General features: G+C 48.1%; 16 protein-coding genes. 9 read left to right on the forward strand and 7 right to left on the reverse strand.

Annotation, left to right across the window (positions count from 1 at the left end; all coding sequences use genetic code 11):
* Positions 1-5: 5 nt before the first annotated feature.
* From H608_RS0103425 to H608_RS0103445, 5 genes are read left to right on the forward strand one after another with little or no spacing between them, the layout of a single operon-like run.
* Positions 6-1,025 carry a beta-ketoacyl synthase N-terminal-like domain-containing protein gene (locus H608_RS0103425; RefSeq protein ID WP_028786451.1) on the forward strand — a complete coding sequence of 340 codons (1,020 nt, stop codon included), beginning with the start codon at positions 6-8 and terminating at the stop codon, positions 1,023-1,025.
* Entirely contained in the window at positions 1,019-1,795 is a 777-nt protein-coding gene (locus H608_RS0103430; RefSeq protein WP_051267994.1) for a polysaccharide deacetylase family protein, read from the forward strand. Before H608_RS0103425 ends, H608_RS0103430 begins: the two co-directional genes overlap by 7 nt.
* Positions 1,788-2,423: a flexirubin biosynthesis/transport protein LolA2 gene (gene lolA2 / locus H608_RS0103435; protein WP_028786453.1), complete on the forward strand. Its 636-nt coding sequence runs from the start codon at positions 1,788-1,790 to the stop codon at positions 2,421-2,423. Before H608_RS0103430 ends, lolA2 begins: the two co-directional genes overlap by 8 nt.
* Complete coding sequence (gene lolB2 / locus H608_RS0103440) at positions 2,401-3,030, forward strand: flexirubin biosynthesis protein LolB2 (protein ID WP_028786454.1); 630 nt, start codon at positions 2,401-2,403, stop codon at positions 3,028-3,030. The genes lolA2 and lolB2 overlap by 23 nt, the downstream gene beginning before the upstream one ends.
* On the forward strand, positions 3,017-3,385 hold the full coding sequence (locus H608_RS0103445; protein WP_028786455.1) for an ApeI family dehydratase: 369 nt from the start codon (positions 3,017-3,019) through the stop codon (positions 3,383-3,385). Before lolB2 ends, H608_RS0103445 begins: the two co-directional genes overlap by 14 nt.
* Here H608_RS0103445 and H608_RS0103450 read toward each other — a convergent pair.
* Positions 3,382-4,380, reverse strand: a complete 999-nt coding sequence (locus H608_RS0103450; RefSeq protein WP_028786456.1) for an NAD-dependent epimerase/dehydratase family protein — start codon at positions 4,378-4,380, stop codon at positions 3,382-3,384. The genes H608_RS0103445 and H608_RS0103450 overlap by 4 nt on opposite strands.
* Positions 4,381-4,391: 11 nt before the next feature.
* Positions 4,392-4,994: an HD domain-containing protein gene (locus H608_RS0103455; RefSeq protein WP_028786457.1), complete on the reverse strand. Its 603-nt coding sequence runs from the start codon at positions 4,992-4,994 to the stop codon at positions 4,392-4,394.
* Between the two features lie 269 nt (positions 4,995-5,263).
* On the opposite strand from H608_RS0103455, the gene H608_RS0103460 reads away from it, so the two are divergent.
* Together H608_RS0103460 and H608_RS0103465 are read left to right on the forward strand one after the other, a co-directional pair.
* The gene (locus tag H608_RS0103460; protein ID WP_028786458.1) at positions 5,264-6,178 is read left to right on the forward strand and encodes a pirin family protein; all 915 of its coding nucleotides are present in this window, start codon (positions 5,264-5,266) and stop codon (positions 6,176-6,178) included.
* A gap of 29 nt (positions 6,179-6,207) precedes the next feature.
* Positions 6,208-7,233 (forward strand): LLM class flavin-dependent oxidoreductase, encoded by a 1,026-nt coding sequence (locus tag H608_RS0103465; protein WP_028786459.1) that lies wholly within the window; start codon positions 6,208-6,210, stop codon positions 7,231-7,233.
* Positions 7,234-7,269: 36 nt separating this feature from the next.
* Here H608_RS0103465 and paaE read toward each other — a convergent pair whose 3' ends face one another.
* Complete coding sequence (paaE, locus tag H608_RS0103470; protein WP_028786460.1) at positions 7,270-8,340, reverse strand: 1,2-phenylacetyl-CoA epoxidase subunit PaaE; 1,071 nt, start codon at positions 8,338-8,340, stop codon at positions 7,270-7,272.
* A 5-nt stretch (positions 8,341-8,345) separates the two neighbouring features.
* A complete protein-coding gene (locus H608_RS0103475; protein WP_028786461.1) occupies positions 8,346-8,939 on the reverse strand; it encodes a TetR/AcrR family transcriptional regulator in 594 nt (197 codons plus the stop codon).
* 167 nt (positions 8,940-9,106) lie between these two features.
* On the opposite strand from H608_RS0103475, the gene H608_RS0103480 reads away from it, so the two are divergent.
* Positions 9,107-10,030, forward strand: coding sequence for a PfkB family carbohydrate kinase (locus H608_RS0103480; RefSeq protein WP_028786462.1), 924 nt, complete (start codon positions 9,107-9,109; stop codon positions 10,028-10,030).
* Between the two features lie 712 nt (positions 10,031-10,742).
* Here the strand turns inward: H608_RS0103480 and H608_RS0103485 are convergent.
* Positions 10,743-12,446, reverse strand: a complete 1,704-nt coding sequence (locus H608_RS0103485) for a lamin tail domain-containing protein (protein ID WP_028786463.1) — start codon at positions 12,444-12,446, stop codon at positions 10,743-10,745.
* Positions 12,447-12,748: 302 nt separating this feature from the next.
* Between H608_RS0103485 and H608_RS0103495 the strand changes: the two genes are divergently transcribed.
* The gene (locus tag H608_RS0103495) at positions 12,749-13,738 is read left to right on the forward strand and encodes an aspartate-semialdehyde dehydrogenase (RefSeq protein WP_028786464.1); all 990 of its coding nucleotides are present in this window, start codon (positions 12,749-12,751) and stop codon (positions 13,736-13,738) included.
* A gap of 120 nt (positions 13,739-13,858) precedes the next feature.
* On the opposite strand, the gene H608_RS0103500 is transcribed toward H608_RS0103495, so the two are convergent.
* Positions 13,859-14,524 (reverse strand): DUF2461 domain-containing protein, encoded by a 666-nt coding sequence (locus tag H608_RS0103500; protein WP_028786465.1) that lies wholly within the window; start codon positions 14,522-14,524, stop codon positions 13,859-13,861.
* Between the two features lie 132 nt (positions 14,525-14,656).
* Positions 14,657-16,750, reverse strand: a complete 2,094-nt coding sequence (gene ligA, locus H608_RS0103505) for an NAD-dependent DNA ligase LigA (RefSeq protein ID WP_028786466.1) — start codon at positions 16,748-16,750, stop codon at positions 14,657-14,659.
* Positions 16,751-16,764 lie beyond the last annotated feature (14 nt).

Raw genomic sequence — 16,764 nt, forward strand, 5'->3', positions numbered from 1 at the left:
ACAACGTGTATATCCGGTCTGCTGCTGCTGTATCTCCCCAGGCTTCCTTCGAAGCGTTGTTCACTGGTGCCGCCGGTTACCAGGGAGAGCAGTTGTCGTGCATCGAACCCGATTATACATCCTATATCGATCCGAAACTCATACGCCGAATGAGCCGCATCATCAAGATGGGAACGGCGGCGGCAGTGGAAAGCCTGAAAGCTGCGGGTCTTGAACAACCTGAGGCAATCATCACCGGCACAGCCTACGGCTGCCTGGCCGATACGGATGCCTTTCTTTCGCGGTTGGTAGAATTCAAGGAAGAACTGCTTTCACCAACAGCCTTTATACAATCTACACACAATACGGTGGCGGGCCAGATAGCATTACTGCTGAAATGCCATCGGCATAACAATACATTTGTTCACAAAGGATTTTCATTCGAGAGTGCGCTGCTGGAAGCACGCACGATGATGGGGGAAAATGAAATAACTACGGCGCTTGTCGGCGGCGTTGACGAAATCATTCCCGCCAGTCATGCGCTGCTGCGCCGTTTCGGATTGTACCGTGCTAACGGCGACAGTCTTCGTTTGGTGAATGAACCGGCGAAAGGGACGATGGCGGGTGAAGGAGCTGCCTTCTTTGTAGTCGACACACAGCAATCCGCTAATAGCCTTGCACGGCTCGATGCCTTGCAAACCTGGTACAAACCTTCAACACCGAATAGGGTAGCTGACGGAATAAATGCATTGCTTGCAGAGCAGGGAATCGAATGGAAAGATATCGATCTGATTGTAGCGGGTCGAAACGGCGATACGGGCGATGATGCGCTTTATGATTTATTTAAAAAAGACATTCCCGAAACTTCTTTCAAGCAATATTGCGGTGAATATCCTACCGCTACGGCATTTGGTTTGTGGCTGGCCAGTCATATACTGCACGAGCAACGCGTGCCTGGCGTTGAAGGATTGAAACCACGAAGGATATTATTGTACAACCATTATCAACAAACGCATCACGCGGCTTACCTGTTGTCGGCATGCTGACATTCCGCAATACCAATATATTTTTTGCCATCCTGGCGTTTGTATTAATCGGTCTGCAGGTTGGAAATGTCCGGATTCCCTTCTATTACTACCTGATTTTATTGTTCGTCTACAGCCTGGTGCTTTTTTACGGAAGCTATTATGTATTGTCACAATTTTATTTTCCGGTAATTGGCAAAAGTGATACGCGGGAAAATGAAATAGCCATCAGCTTCGACGATGGTCCGTTGCCACAATACACAAATGACGTGTTGGCTGTGCTTGAAAAAACCAATACGCCTGCCACCTTTTTCTGCATCGGCCACCGTGTGGCGAAACACCCCGAGTTGCTGCAAAAAATTCATGCCGCAGGACATCTGATCGGCAATCACAGTTACTCGCATAGTCCGGTATTTGATCTGTACGGAGCAAAAAAAATGACGGATGATCTGCAACAAATGAATGCCGGAGTTCGTCAGCAACTGGGCATTACCCTGAAACTGTTCCGGCCGCCCTATGGTGTTACCAATCCGAATCTTGGAAGAGCCGTGAAAGCAGGCGGGTTTACCGCTGTCGGATGGAGCATCCGTTCGATGGACACGGTAACGAAAGATCCAGACCGCCTCCTGAAGAAAGTGTTAAAGTCATTGCATCCCGGAGCGGTGGTATTGTTCCATGATACCTGTGCTTCAACTGCTTCGATGCTGGAAGAATTTATAAACGAGGCACGCCGCAAGGGTTATCGTATCGTGCCGCTCGATAAAATGCTAAATTTGAAGGCTTATGCGTAAATATGGATTCATCATCGGTTTGTTGTTGCTGGCTGTTGTGGCCCATGCACAATATCCCGGCTTCAGGCTGGTGGCCGATGCAAGCGCCTTTAAAAAGGAATTTGCGTCCGTGTCTGCACGGACCAACACGATCAAAAGTGATTTTGTGCAGGAAAAAAACCTGAGCATGTTGTCGGAGAAGATCGTATCAAAAGGCAAGTTCTGGTTCAAAAAAGAGAATGCCGTGCGGATGGAATATACCACACCGTTTCAATACCTGATGGTGATCAACGGCAGCAAAGTTTATATCAAAGACAACCAGAAGGAAAGCCGCATGAGCAGCCGCTCCAACAAGTTGTTTCAGTCGATGAACAAGCTGTTGATGGATTGTGCGAGAGGAACCGTGTTTGACAATGCCGATTTCACGGTGCGGCTTTTTGAAGGAGCAGACCAGTACCTCGCAGAGCTGACACCCGTTTCGAAAGAAATGAAAGGCTTTTTCAAAAAAATCAACCTGGTGATGAAAAAGAAAACCTACCTGGTAAGCAAAGTGGAAATGTACGAACCTTCAGGCGACAACACCACCATCACTTACAGCAACCAGGAGTTGAATACCAATCTTCCCGATGCGCTATTTGCTGTTAATTAGCCTGGTGCTGGGGCTTGGTGCCTGCAGCAACTCCTATAAACATCTGGCTGCCTCGAAGCCGGACACAGACTGTATTGCGCAATTCAAACCTGCCATAGCAACCGTTGTATACAAAACACAGGTGGATGTAACGGGTCATCACCTGAGTGGGTTGCTGATCATCAAACGGATGGAAGACAGCACTACGCGCCTGGTATTTGCCAATGAAGCCGGATTTACTTTTTTCGATTTTGGCTTTACGCCTGACGGCGAAATGACGGTATACAAAATCATCGATAAGATGAATAAGAAAGCGGTGATCAAAACGCTGCGCAAAGACTTCCGGTTGATTTTGCTATTGCATGGAACATCGGTAGCTTCCTCGCAACGGGCTGCGGAAAATGAAGTATACCATATACGCCGGGAGGGCAAGGACCATTATTACTATGTTACCGATCCGGCCTGCGGAAAGCTGCTACGCATGGAAAGAGGCAATACGCGGAAGAAAGTACTGGAAGCCACAACCGGCGGTTACGAACACGGTATTCCTGATACCATCGGCATTCATCATACAAATTTTAGTTTTGACATCGGACTTAAACGTATCAGGGACTATGCTCAGCAATGATTTCTTTTTTCTTTCGGCAGTGCAGCCGGCCGAAGCTGCGGTAACGGCAGAAGTTCGTTTCAATGCGGACCATGCCATATTCCAGGGGCATTTTCCGGGTCAGCCGGTAGTGCCGGGTGTGTGCATGTTGCAATTGATCAAAGAAATAACAGAGCAGCAAACGGGCAAAGCGTTATTCATGCAGGAAGCACCGCTTTGTAAATTTTTATCCGTTATCGACCCATTGAAAACACCGAAGGTAACTGCGCAGTTGCAGTATACAAATGACGGGGCTCGTTACCAGGTAAATGCCACGCTCAGCGAAGGCGAGACAACCTTTCTGAAACTCAAAGCTGTTTTCGTCCCCGAAAACTAAACATTGTCGTCGGTAACAGGGAATGGTCCCTCTGCAAAAGTTTCGGTGTGATAGCCTTTACTACCCGTTTGCAATGCAAGGCTGCTTCTGAAATCTATATTCTTCTTCAGGCATTCCAGTATATAAGCGAAGTCATATCGAGGATTCCAATCCAGTTCCCGGCGTGCTTTTTCATTTACATAAACCCGGTCGATGCGCGGCAGCATTTTCCATCCTTTTGCCGCATAAAGCTCCTTCATTTCCGGATACAATTTTTCTACAATAGCAATGGCATCTGTATGCAATTGTGCCAGGTGTTTTTGTTCAAAAGGCGAGGTGGCGCTGATAATATATTTGCCAAAACCGATAGCGGCAATTTTTTTAATGACGCAAAGATGAGCGTTGGCAGCATCTTCGATGTCTACGCGGCGATACAGGTATTCGTTGGCTTTACTGTTGAGGTCATCATACTGGTCACGTACAGATTTCCGGTCATCTTCTTCCGGAAAGAACCTTGATGTTTTCAGCACGATGCAGGGCAGTTTGTGGTTCCTGGAAAAAAGCTGGCAGAGGTCTTCCGCGGCATTCTTGGTGACGCCGTAAATATTTTTTGGAATGGCAATGGTGTTTTCTGTGATCCAGGCGGCGGGTTCTCCGGCAGCCGGCGTCAGCATGTCGCCAAACGTGCTGGTAGTACTGGTGTAAACAAAACCTTTTACGTTGTGTGCCACCGCTGCTTCCAGCAGGTTCAGCGTACCCGTGATATTGGTATGGATAAAATCGTGATAGGCATGTGTGACCACGTGAGGTTTGTGCAAGGTAGCTACGTGCAGCACGTAGTCAATGCCGCCGCTGAATAATTTATTGACGAACGAGCGGTCTGTGATGGATCCGACGTGCGTGGTGAAAGCAGAACCGGTCAGGTCTGCTCCGGTGTAATCGATCTGCTTGTCTTTCAATATCCGGCAGATGGCTTCGCCGAGATGTCCGCTGCTGCCTGTAACGAGTATTTTCATTTCAACCAGAATTAATGTTGCGCCTGTTTCCGGAGAATGCCTTTTTCCACACTCTCCTCGATCATTTGTGAAGCGTACCGCCACAAAGAAGCGGAGCCTTTTTCAATCTGTTTTTTCTTTTCTACCACCTTGTGGTAGTCGATACCGAATTCGGCCCAGGTGCCGCCATTATTGGAAACGTTTTGCAGAAGGGGTTCCAGGCGGTCCATGGCTTTGGCAAATCTGGCTTCGCTGGTTATCCCTGCTTCAAATTCTTCCCAAAGTGCTATCAGTTCTGTGGCTTGTGCCGCGGGCAACAGGCCGAAAATTCTTTCGGCTGCTTTCCGTTCCTCGGTTGAGTTGCTGTGGTTTTTTGTCTGGTCGTAAATGAATGTATCGCCTGCGTCTATTTCCACGATATCATGGATCAGTACCATTTTTATTACTTTGAGGATGTCGACCGGTTCGTCGCTATGTTCGGCCAGCACGATGGCCATCAGCGCCAGGTGCCAACTGTGTTCCGCATCGTTTTCATTCCTGTCGCTGCCAAACAGCCTGGTTTTCCGCTGGATATATTTCACTTTATCGATTTCTCTGATGAAATCAATTTGTTTTAAAAGCTTTTCTGAAAACATATCAGCGGATTTATTTTACAGGGGATAAAGTGTAAAGTTCTGAAAAGGCGGTAAGAGAAAAAAAGACATTTGTCTTAAGGGAAATATATTAAGGATCAATCCATCAATTTTAGGGTCCAGGCGGCAAATCTTATCATAGGTCATCGTCCGGAATAAACGGTTTTCGCAATTTTGAGACCAGTAAGAAAACCAATATCTGCCGGAGAGCAATGGATAGTGGCTCAGGATAAAGAAGGTATATTGTATTCTTAAAGAATAAAATATTGATTATGCTTGATATCGTCATAGAAGCCAGGCAGGCGGAAATTTCCCAGGGGTTTACTGTTAAGCGAATCCTTCCCTATCAGCTTCGCAGAATGGTGGGGCCGTTTATTTTCATGGATCACGGAGGGCCTTTACATATGCCTGCAGAAGCGGTGAAAAGTCTCGATGTGTTGCCGCATCCGCATATTGGTTTGTCCACGGTTAGTTATTTGTTTAGCGGAAACGTGACCCATAGAGACAGTCTTGGAGTGGAACAGGTGATAAAACCCGGTGAGGTAAACTGGATGACCGCCGGAAAAGGTATTGCGCATAGTGAACGTTTTGAAGATCCGGCGATGCTGGCCGGTGGAGAACTGGAAATGATACAAACCTGGGTAGCACTTCCTGAAAAGTTTGAAGAAAATGATCCCTCCTTTGAGAACTATAAGCCTGAACAGTTGCCCGTTTTTACGGATACAGGTGTCTGGATGCGCCTGATTGCAGGAGAAGCGTATGGCTTGAAAAGCCATGTCAAAACACATTCTCCGTTGTTTTATGTGCATGTCGTACTCGATCAGGGTATCCGTTTCAGTCTGCCAAAAGGCCATAGCGAGAGAGGCGCTTATATTGTGAAAGGCAGCGTGGAAGTAGGCGGCATCACTTATACTGCGGGAAAACTGATGGTATTTACCAAAGGAGTTGATCCGGTAATTATTGCCAAAGAACCAACCACGCTGATGATGCTCGGTGGTGAACATTTGGGAGACCGCTATATCTGGTGGAATTTCGTATCGAGTAGAAAAGACAGGATCGAACAAGCAAAAGAAGACTGGAAACAAGGGCGTATAATCTTACCTCCAATGGATAATGAAGAATATGTACCTCTTCCCGAAGGGAAAAGCAAACCTGCAGGCGGACCTCCTCCGAATGCGCTTTCCTGATCGGCTATAATAAATTCAATTAATAAAAAATGGAAATAGGAATTGACAGTTTCGCATCTGCCATGTATGGCAGCAAAACCTTAAGTGGTGTTGATGCAATGGAACAGTTGCTCGAAAGAATTGTTCATGCCGATGAGGCAGGGCTTGCTGTTTATGGCATTGGTGAGCATCATAAGAAAGAGTTTCTGGATTCGGCACCGGCCGTGATTCTTGCGGCGGCGGCAGCCAAAACAAAAAACATACGCCTTACCAGCGCTGTTACCGTATTGAGTACGTCAGATCCCGTACGTGTTTACCAAAGCTTTGCAACGCTGGATCTTATATCCAAAGGCCGCGCGGAACTTGTTGTAGGAAGAGGGTCAGCGATAGAAGCTTATCCCTTGTTTGGTTTTGACCTGGATAATTACGACGCACTCTTCAAAGAAAAGCTGGAACTTTTTTTAAAAATCCGGGAACAGGAGTTTGTTACCTGGTCAGGGAAATTCAGGCCGGCATTGCATAATCAGCCTGTTTATCCCCGGTCAGTGCAGGAAAAAATTCCCGTGTGGATCGGCGTAGGCGGAACACCTGAATCGTTTGTGCGGGCCGGATCTCTGGGGCTTCCTTTGATGGTAGCGATTATTGGTGGTGAAACGGCGCGTTTCCGCCCATTAGTAGATCTGTATAGAGAAGCGGGGCATCGCGCTGGTTTTGCACCGGAACAGTTAAAAGTCGGTCTGCATTCGCCGGGCTATGTAGCTGAAACTACAGAAAAAGCTATTGCGGAATATTATCCGGGTTATGCTGAACTGTGGACCAGGCTCGGCAAGGAAAGGGGGTGGCCGCCTGTCACCAGGGCCGGCTTCGATGCGTTGATCGGACCTAAAGGTGCGTTAATGGTAGGCAGTGCCGAACAGGTGGCAGAAAAGTTGTTAAAACATAGCGAGGCATTGGGAGGTGTTGACCGGTTTACGTTTCAGATGGACAATGCCGGGCTAACCCATCAACAGCTTTTAAGCTCCATAGCAATAATCGGTAAGCAATTAATTCCTCTGGTCAATGAGAAGCTTGGGTAACTTTATTGGAAGCCCTGTCACAAACATATTTTCACATTAATCAAAATCCACTACCAGCTTATCCGTCGTCGGATGACTCTGACAGGTGAGGATGTATCCCTGTTCGATCTCTTCCGGTTCCAGGCCCCAATGTACGTCCATGCTTACGGCACCTTCTACCACACGGGCTTTGCAGGTACAGCATACGCCGCCCTTGCAGGCATAGGGCAGATCGGCACCTTGAGCCAATGCGGCATCCAATACAGAAACATCACCGGTTAACGGCATGTTGAAATGGATGGTGCGTCCATCCACCTGTACAGCTACTTCGCTCACAGCTTGTGTGTCCATCACCTGTGTGGTGCTGACCTGTTTTATCTGCTGGCCGGGCGTGGTGAATAACTCGAAATGAATATGGCGTGATGCAACGCCTTGTTGTTCCAGGAAATCCCTTACGGTGAAGATCATTTCTTCCGGTCCGCATACAAAATACTCATCGATGCGGGTGTAAGGGATCAGCCGGGAGAGTTCGATTAGTTTGTTGTTGTCGATGCGACCGGTGCTCACGGGTGTTTCGGTTTTTTCGCGGCTGAGGATATTGATCAGCGTAAACCGGTCCATGTATTTGTTCTTGATCGCTTCCAGTTCCTCGAAAAAAATGATGGAAGAACGCGTGCGGTTACCATACACCAATGTGAAACGGCTGGATGGTTCCGTGGCGAGTGTGGTTTTGATCAATGATAACACGGGAGTGATGCCACTGCCCGCGGCAAAAGCAACATAATGTTTGCGATTGGCCGGATCGAGAGGCGTATTGAAACGTCCCACCGGCTGCATTACTTCCAGGATATCGCCGGCTTTTAACCGGGAATGTGCAAAGGAAGAAAACACGCCGCCGTCAACACGTTTGATGGCCACGCGCCATTCGTTGTCGAGTGGCGAACTGCAAAGCGAATAAGTGCGTCGCACTTCCTGGCCTTCGATGACGGAGCGTACGGTAAGGCTCTGACCTTGTGTATACTTAAAAAGGGATTGCAGATCATCGGGGATCTCAAAACGCACGGATACGCAATCGGTCGTTTCGTTGCGTACTTCTTTAATGACAAGCGGGTGAAAATGGCGCGACATAATAATTACTCCTGTTTACGCAGCCCGTCGATCATGATGGTGATCATGTTGTCTTCCAACTCCTGGGCGGTGATCTTTGTTTTACTGCGGTGCCAGCTCTCGATACCGCTGACGGCGTGCAGCATGATAAGAATAGAGGTAGCTGCATCGATTGAGCGGATCTCTTTTTTCTCGATACCCTGCTGAATGATGAGCGTGAATTTTTTACGGTAATTGCGGCGCTGGCTCTGGAAGTTGGACAGATAAGGTTCTTCCAGGTGTTTCCATTCGCGGTCGCTTACATATACTGATTCGTAGTTTTCAATCATTTGGTTGATGTGAAAGCGAAGCAGTGTTTCCACTTTCTGAATGGACGTCAGGTTACTTGCTTCGATCTCATCGAGGTGTGCGTTGAAGCGGTTGGCCACTTCAAAACAGATGGCTTCCAGGATCTCATTCTTGGAACGAATATGGTTGTACAGACTGGCGGCCTCGATACCTACAGATTCGGCGAGGTCACGCATGGAGGTGGCCGGGAAGCCTTTTTCCCGGAACATTGCCGCTGCCTTTACAAGGATCAGCTCTTTTTTAGATGCCTTACGGCGTTGAGTTTTAGCCATATCCAAAGATAAGCCTGAAATGTATTAATTCATGGGCTAATACTGCCCTTCATGTCGATTTTTCCAGTACGTTTGCACGCCTTTTTGTAGTCAACAGCCTCCGGGAGGTCTTCCTTGCCGGCAAAAACTCATAAACAGGCGTTTTTTCTAACAAACATAAGTACAACATGTCGCTGATCACTGTAGGCACTATGGCCTTTGACGCAATTGAAACTCCTTTTGGCAAAACAAACCAGATCGTGGGAGGTTCCGCTACGTACGTAGCCTATGCTGCCAGTAATTTTGTAAAGTCTGTAAAGCAGGTATCCATCGTCGGGTATGATTTTCCCAAAGAGGAAATGGAAGAGTTGAAAAGCCGCGGCGTAGACCTGGAAGGCGTAGAAGTAATTGCCGATAAAAAATCGTTCTTCTGGAGCGGCCGCTACCATGAAGACATGAATACACGTGATACACTGGTGACCGATCTGAACGTGCTGGCCGATTTCAATCCGCAGATTCCCGACAGCTACCAGGGCGCCGAGTTCCTCATGCTGGGCAACCTTGTTCCTGCCGTGCAGTTGAGCGTGATCAAGCAACTGACCACCCGCCCCAAGCTGATCGTGATGGATACCATGAACTTCTGGATGGAAGTGGCCATGCCCGACCTCGAGGAAGTTCTCAAGCATGTAGACCTGCTGATGGTTAATGACGCGGAAGCCCGCCAGCTCAGTGGCCAGTTCTCTCTCGTAAAAGCGGCCAAGAGCATCATGGCAATGGGACCGAAATACCTGATCATCAAAAAAGGCGAGCACGGTGCTTTACTTTTCCATGGCGAGAATGTTTTCTTCGCCCCGGCGCTCCCGCTCGAAGAAGTATTTGATCCCACCGGTGCCGGCGACACTTTTGCAGGAGGCTTTATCGGTCACCTGGCGAAGACCGGCGATATCTCTTTTGAAAACATGAAGCGCGCAATCATCGTAGGCTCTGCTATGGCCAGCTTTTGCGTAGAGAAATTCGGTGCTACACGGTTGAAGGAAATCACGCAAGCCGACATCGATGGACGTATCCAGCAGTTCAAAGAGCTGGTGAGTTTCGAGATCGAATTGGTTTGAGAGAAGGCGGAAGGTGTAAGGTGTAAGGCATAAGGTGTAGGGTTTACGGGTTGAAGGGTAAGGTAATAGGTTATAAGTGTTAGGCCTTAAGAGCTGACTATTCATTCCGGTTTATATTTTTCTGAAGGGGCAGTGGAAACTGCTCCTTTTTTTATGAACGCGGTTGACGTGCGGGTGTTGTAAAGGTGATTGACGATTCACGATTGATCGTCGATCCGAAATGGTTCGTGAAAGAAGGCGGAAGGTGTAAGGCATACGGTGTAGGGTAATAGGTTATTCATTCCGACTTATATTTTATAAAGGGGCAGTGAAGACTGCTCCTTTTTTTATGCACGCGGTTGGGGCGCTGGCGTTGTAAAGGTGATTGACGATTCACGATTGACGCGCCCCTTCGGGCGCCTTCGGGACTTCAGGTGAAACAGCCGGCCATTCACCTATTTCACTCATTGACCCATTGACCATTCACTATTGACGATTGACGATTCACCATTGACGAGTCACGATTGATCGTCGATCCGAAGTGGTTCGTGAGAACACGAAACAGGGAAGCATAGGAAAGTCCATTGACGATTCACGATTAACGCGCCCGTTCGGGCACCTTCGGGACTTCAGGTGACATAGCCGGCCATTCGCCTGTTCGCTCATTGACCCATTGACCATTCACTATTCACGATTGACGATTCACCATTGACGATTCACGATTGACGCGCCCTCACTTCAATCTTCTCGCCAACACCACGGCCTTCTTGCTATGCTGCCTCCGGCCTTCCAGATCAAACCATTCCACATATACGATATACTGACCTACGGGTAAAGGCTGCATCCGCTGATCCAGTCCATCCCATTTCCAACAGCCTTGTATTCCCATCGTCTCATTCCTTACCAGGTGCCGCACTTTAATTCCCGTACCATCGAACAGGTACACATTTGCAACCGAACCGGGTTCCGGTAATTGATAACAGATTTGCAACAGATCCTGCCATCCATCCTGATCTGGTGAGAATATTTCCGTGTCGAGCGTGATTTGCGCGTCGCCGGCTGTCATACTCAAACGCTGTTGCGAATTGACATAACCCGGTGTGCCATAACCCGCTGTTGATGCCGCCGAATGCCAGTTGTTTTGCTCACCCGCTGGTCTGTCCGGCGACAACCGCTCTAACGCCACACCTTTGTATTCGCTCAGCAAGGCGAAGTGCCATTTTTCCTCATAATTCAATTCTTCCAATATCAGTCCCTGCTCATCGAGCAACAACACCGTGCCTTTGTCATTGGGATAGGAGGGGAGCGACGATAGCTGTTGTATCGCACTTTTATTTCGTACCACATAGTGACGTTCCATTGCTTCCACATCTGTGGTAAATACATGGTAATCTCCCGGAAAGAATGGCCGGTTGACCGCCGACAGCCTGATCATATTCGCTGTTTGTCCGCTGCTGTTGCGGTTAGCCAGGTACAGCGCCGACATATCAATAATATGATCGCTGTTGTTATATAGCTCTACATAATCCTGCCCGCCAGACCGCGGATTGAAAAGTATCTCATTCAATACAACGTCTCCTTTTTGTATGGCTGTGGCGTTTCCCGTGCGGGTGCTTTGTTCCGTAAGCAGGTTGCCCGCGCAGTCAGGAATATTACGAACACGCAGGTTATATGTTTTTCCCTCTTCCATTGATCCTGTAATAAAAAGAACCGCCTGGTCAAACAAGGGCGGCGTTATTTCCGCCCGCGTTATGGTGTATCCTTCTATGTGGTAGTTGTCCGTCGAACCTGCGTGAAAACTATCAACCGGTTCATTGAACCGCACATGTATTTGGTTGCTGCCAAAGGCTATCGACCATAACACCTGCGGTGGTAATTCATCCAGGGTTATGCCTTGCACCGCATTGCGCTGCCCGGGCGTACCGCCAATAGACGCGGTGCTCGCTGTCCAGTTGCCCGGGCCCTGGCAAGGCTTATCCGGATCAATAATCTCCAGGGTCCATCCTCCTTCTTTCTTCAAAGAAGAGCCATACCACGCCACATCATATCTTACCGAATGTAGGGTAATGCCTGCCGCATTCTTTATCACGATCAGGTCTCCGTCGTTGTCAAGCGAAGGAAAGGATGTAACGCCGAGTGCATTACCATATACACGCAAAGCCGACGCCGCAGCGGACGATCCTATCAATACGTAAGCGCCTGCTGCCAGTTGATAGGCCGGAAGCGCATTGCTTGTGCCGGCGGCATCACTTATCCTCATGCCGGCGAGTTCAATGCTGTGATCGCTTCTGTTATAAAGTTCTATCCATTCATAAGATGGCAGCCCTACCGATGGAGCAGGATCGGCCATAATCTCGGATATGACCAGGTCGTATCGCTGGGCTGTGCAGGAAAATACGAACGTTAGCAGTAAAAGAATAAAACACAAGCGTCTCATAACAATGTCTCTTTGCTACACCTGCAAAATAGTATAGTGAGGAGCCGAAGCAATGAGAAAAGAACTGAATAATTTGGTGTAAATAATGCCAACGCTTATTTTTACATCCATGATTATTATGAAACATACAAAACGCACGAAGAAGCTTTCATAGGAAGGTTTGCAGCGTTCTGTATGTCATCAGCATAAAAAATGTAGCAGGCCTTCCAAGTGGAAGGCCTCTTTTTTTGCCGCATGATGATCGTTCTTTAAAACTATTTTTAAACAAAACACTTCTTGCAGAAAGAAGCGAGGACACAACCATGAAAGTCGCAGTCGTCGGCGCCACCGGTCTGGTAGGCACCAAAATGTTACAGGTATTGGCAGAAAGAAATTTCCCGGTATCCGAACTCTTACCGGTAGCTTCAGAAAAATCAGTGGGTAAGGAAATCACCTTCCGTGATAAAACGTATAAGGTGGTAAGCATGACGGATGCCATTGCCGCGAAGCCTGATGTGGCTTTGTTCTCAGCTGGTGGCAGTACTTCGCTGGAATGGGCTCCCCGTTTTGCAGAAGCAGGTATCACGGTGATTGATAACTCGTCTGCCTGGCGCATGGATCCGGCCCGTCCGCTGATCGTGCCCGAGATCAATGCTGATATTCTTACAGCGGATGACAAGATCATCGCCAATCCCAATTGTTCTACGATCCAGATGGTCGTTGCGCTAAATCCGCTGCACAAACGCTATGGTATTAAGCGCGTGGTCGTGTCTACTTACCAGAGTGTGACCGGCACTGGCGTGAAAGCAGTTACACAGCTCGAAAACGAACGCAAAGGTGTATCCGGAGAAATGGCTTACAAGTATCCCATCGACCTCAACGTGATTCCGCAGATCGATGTATTCCTCGACAATGGCTATACCAAAGAGGAAATGAAGATGGTGCTTGAGACAAAAAAGATCATGCGTGATGATAATATCCGCGTTACGTCCACTACCGTGCGTATTCCGGTTATGGGCGGCCACAGTGAAAGTGTGAACGTGGAATTTGCGCAGGACTTCGATCTTGCGGAACTGCGATCATTACTCGAAGCTGCGCCCGGCGTAGTGGTAACAGATGACATTGCCAATCAGTTGTACCCGATGCCCAAAGATGCGCATGAAAAAGATGAAGTATTTGTGGGCCGTCTCCGCCGCGATGAGACGCAGGAAAATACCCTCAACATGTGGATCGTTTCCGACAACCTGCGGAAAGGTGCTGCTACAAATGCGGTGCAGATCGCGGAGTACCTGACGGAAAAAGGTTTGCTTTAAGGCAAACCTTTTAATTAGCCAATTTGATGATTTGACAATTTGAAAGTGGCGATAGCAAAAAGCTTTCCTGATCGGGAAAGCTTTTTTATTGTCTAATTATCAAATTTTCAAATTAGCCGATCAGCTCTGCATCGCCTCATTCAGAAAAGTATTCAACGGCTGAATGGCTTCAAAGGCCGCGACGACCTTTTTGGCCAGATCCGGAGAAGAAAGATCTTCATCGGGTATATCGACCATGGCAACAAAACTTTTCAGTTTCAGGTATTCTGCCGCAGGGTTGTCGGCTTCGTATCCTTTGGGTACTCGACTCAGCGCGTCTTCCCTGGAAAGCTCACCAAAGAGCGATTGAAATTTCTTCGATTCCACTATTTTTTTAAAGGCAGGCAGATTATAATCGATCTCCTGGCGGATTTTAGCGAGCTCGGCTGGCTGCGGCTGCCACACGCCTCCGCCGGCGAAGGATTTTTTGCCTGGCTCCATGTGAAAGTAATAACCCGCCAGCGTCGACTTCTTGCCTCCCTGGTTGATACTGGCGGCAAAATTCTTTTTGTAAGGCGTTTTGTCTTTGGCAAAGCGGATGTCGCGGTTGATGCGGAACATACAGTTCTTACCGATCTGATCGCTGATCAACGGATCTTTTTTGCTGTGCTTGCGGATGATCTCATCAATCAAAGCTGCGAAGTCCTGCCGCGATGCTTCGTATATCGAACGGTTTTTGTCAAACCACGGCTTGTTGTTATTTTTCTGAAGATCCCTGAGGAACTTAATGGTTTCTTTCTGAAGCATATTTTTTTTAATTCAAAAGTCAAAAGTGTGAATAAGTCAATAGGTGAATAGTGAATAGTGAATAGTGAATAGTGAATAGTGAATACTCTCTATACTTAATACTTATTACTTAATACGGCTGTTTAGACCACCTCACTCTTCCAGCAGTTTCAAAAACTCCGCCTCCGAAATTATTTTCACCGTATTGATCTTCTTCGCTTTTTCCAATTTACTGCCTGCATCTTCACCCACCACCAGGTAATTCAACTTGGCACTCACACCGCTGAGCAGCTTGCCACCCTTGGCTTCCGCCATGGCTTCGGCATCGCTTCTTTTTAAGGTCGGTAACGTACCGGTGAATAAAAATGTCAACCCTTCCAGATTGCCCGAGGACACGAAATCCTTTTTATTATTACGCAGACTGAGCCCCAATTGTTCAAGCTGCTCCAGCATCGCAATGTTTTGCGGATTGCTGAAAAAATGTTGCACGCTTCCCGCAACTTTAGGGCCAATGTCTTCCAGTGATTGCAATTGTTCGAGGGTGAATTCTTTGAGATCCAGCAAATGCGTCACCGTATTGGCCAATGTTTTTGCTGTCGTTTCCCCGACAAAACGGATGCCCAGGCCAAAGACCAGCCTGTGCAGTGGTTGCTGCCGCGAATGATCGATTGCCGCTTTGAGGTTATCAATGGATTTTTTCCCAAATCCTTCCCAGGTGCCGATGGTTTCAAAGTCGAGCTGATAAATGCCGGGAATATCTTTCAACAATCCCGCCTCGTAAAATTTGCGCACGTTGGCATCACCAAACCCGCGGATGTCCATGGCATCTTTACTCGCAAAGTGAATCATACGCTCCACCACCTGCGCGGGACATTCAATGTTGATACAACGCCATACGGCTTCACCTTCTTCTTTGAATAAACGGCTGCTGCAGACCGGACAGGTACCGGGAAATACAACAGGTTTCTCACTGCCGGTTCTTAACTCCGCCATTGATTTTACAATATAAGGAATCACATCGCCGGCTCTTTCCACCAATACGGTATCGCCAATCATCAGGTCCTTTTCTTTTATGATGTCTTCGTTGAAAAGAGAAATGGATGATACGGTTACACCGCCGATCGGTACCGGTTGTATTTTGGCTACCGGGGTAATAGAACCCGTACGGCCAACCTGGAATTCCACATTTTGTAAAATACTGGTGGCCTGCCTCGCCTTGAACTTGTAAGCGATCGCCCAACGCGGATGGTGGGTGGTCATGCCCATCTTGTCCTGCAGTTCAGTGGAGTTTACCTTGATCACCATGCCATCGATCTCATAAGGGAGGTCATCTCTTGTTTGTTCAAACGAAAGACAATAATCGATCACACCCTGGATGCCTTTGAAAACCTGCTTTTCTTTCTGCGGGCTTCTGAAGCCGAGGTCCCACAACATTTTAAGTGAGCCGGCATGCGTGTCCAAAGCGTCCGGCGATTGCGCACCGGGCAAAAGGTTTACATAACTGATATGATAAACGAATGCTTCGAGTTTGCGGCGGCTTACTTCTGCGGAATCTTTGATGCGCAAGGTACCGGCAGCGGCATTGCGCGGATTAGCCAGGGGGGCCTGTCCCTGCTCAATCAGTTTTTCATTGAATTGACGAAAGTTTTCTTTGTTGATCAATACTTCCCCACGAATTTCCACCTGCTCAATGCCATATTTGGAAAAACCGGCAGATAACGGTAATGAACGAATCTGTTTCACATTGGTGGTGATCTCGTCGCCTTCCACGCCGTCACCGCGGGTGGCACCGCGCACCAGCATATCGTTTTCATAGATCAATGAAATGCTGCCGCCATCAAATTTGGGTTCAACGCAATATTCAATTTCGCTCAGGCCCGACAGTTCACGCGCTTTGCGGTCGAAGTCGAGCAGGTCGTCGCTGTTGTAGGAGTTGTCGAGCGAAAGCATCGGCACCAGGTGCGTGGCGGAGGGAAAGTCTCTGGTAAGCCCTTTGGCCACGCGTTGTGTGGGCGAATCTGCTGTCCGCAGTTCAGGATGAGCGGCTTCGATGCGCTCCAATGCTTTAAAAAGCTGATCATATTCGAAGTCCGCAATCAGCGGATCGTTGAGAATATAATAACGGTATTCATGAAAGCGCAATACGTTGCGCAGGTCTTCCAATTGTTTGGTACCGATGGCATCAGGTGCTTTCAGAAGCGAAGCCGTTTCCTGTTGCAGATGCCTGGTTTCATTTGCATTATACATGGCCGGATATGTTT

This window comes from Terrimonas ferruginea DSM 30193 (assembly GCF_000425585.1).
Lineage (GTDB): Bacteria > Bacteroidota > Bacteroidia > Chitinophagales > Chitinophagaceae > Terrimonas > Terrimonas ferruginea.

What these genes read in the sequence shown, in the direction of transcription:
- H608_RS0103430 (WP_051267994.1), top strand. Translation starts at nt 1,019, where the DNA reads ATGCTGACATTCCGCAATACCAATATATTTTTTGCCATCCTGGCGTTT.
- lolA2 (WP_028786453.1), top strand. Translation starts at nt 1,788, where the DNA reads ATGCGTAAATATGGATTCATCATCGGTTTGTTGTTGCTGGCTGTTGTG.
- lolB2 (WP_028786454.1), top strand. Translation starts at nt 2,401, where the DNA reads ATGCGCTATTTGCTGTTAATTAGCCTGGTGCTGGGGCTTGGTGCCTGC.
- H608_RS0103445 (WP_028786455.1), top strand. Translation starts at nt 3,017, where the DNA reads ATGCTCAGCAATGATTTCTTTTTTCTTTCGGCAGTGCAGCCGGCCGAA.
- H608_RS0103450 (WP_028786456.1), bottom strand. Translation starts at nt 4,380, where the DNA reads ATGAAAATACTCGTTACAGGCAGCAGCGGACATCTCGGCGAAGCCATC.
- H608_RS0103455 (WP_028786457.1), bottom strand. Translation starts at nt 4,994, where the DNA reads ATGTTTTCAGAAAAGCTTTTAAAACAAATTGATTTCATCAGAGAAATC.
- H608_RS0103460 (WP_028786458.1), top strand. Translation starts at nt 5,264, where the DNA reads ATGCTTGATATCGTCATAGAAGCCAGGCAGGCGGAAATTTCCCAGGGG.
- H608_RS0103465 (WP_028786459.1), top strand. Translation starts at nt 6,208, where the DNA reads ATGGAAATAGGAATTGACAGTTTCGCATCTGCCATGTATGGCAGCAAA.
- paaE (WP_028786460.1), bottom strand. Translation starts at nt 8,340, where the DNA reads ATGTCGCGCCATTTTCACCCGCTTGTCATTAAAGAAGTACGCAACGAA.
- H608_RS0103475 (WP_028786461.1), bottom strand. Translation starts at nt 8,939, where the DNA reads ATGGCTAAAACTCAACGCCGTAAGGCATCTAAAAAAGAGCTGATCCTT.
- H608_RS0103480 (WP_028786462.1), top strand. Translation starts at nt 9,107, where the DNA reads ATGTCGCTGATCACTGTAGGCACTATGGCCTTTGACGCAATTGAAACT.
- H608_RS0103485 (WP_028786463.1), bottom strand. Translation starts at nt 12,446, where the DNA reads ATGAGACGCTTGTGTTTTATTCTTTTACTGCTAACGTTCGTATTTTCC.
- H608_RS0103495 (WP_028786464.1), top strand. Translation starts at nt 12,749, where the DNA reads ATGAAAGTCGCAGTCGTCGGCGCCACCGGTCTGGTAGGCACCAAAATG.
- H608_RS0103500 (WP_028786465.1), bottom strand. Translation starts at nt 14,524, where the DNA reads ATGCTTCAGAAAGAAACCATTAAGTTCCTCAGGGATCTTCAGAAAAAT.
- ligA (WP_028786466.1), bottom strand. Translation starts at nt 16,750, where the DNA reads ATGTATAATGCAAATGAAACCAGGCATCTGCAACAGGAAACGGCTTCG.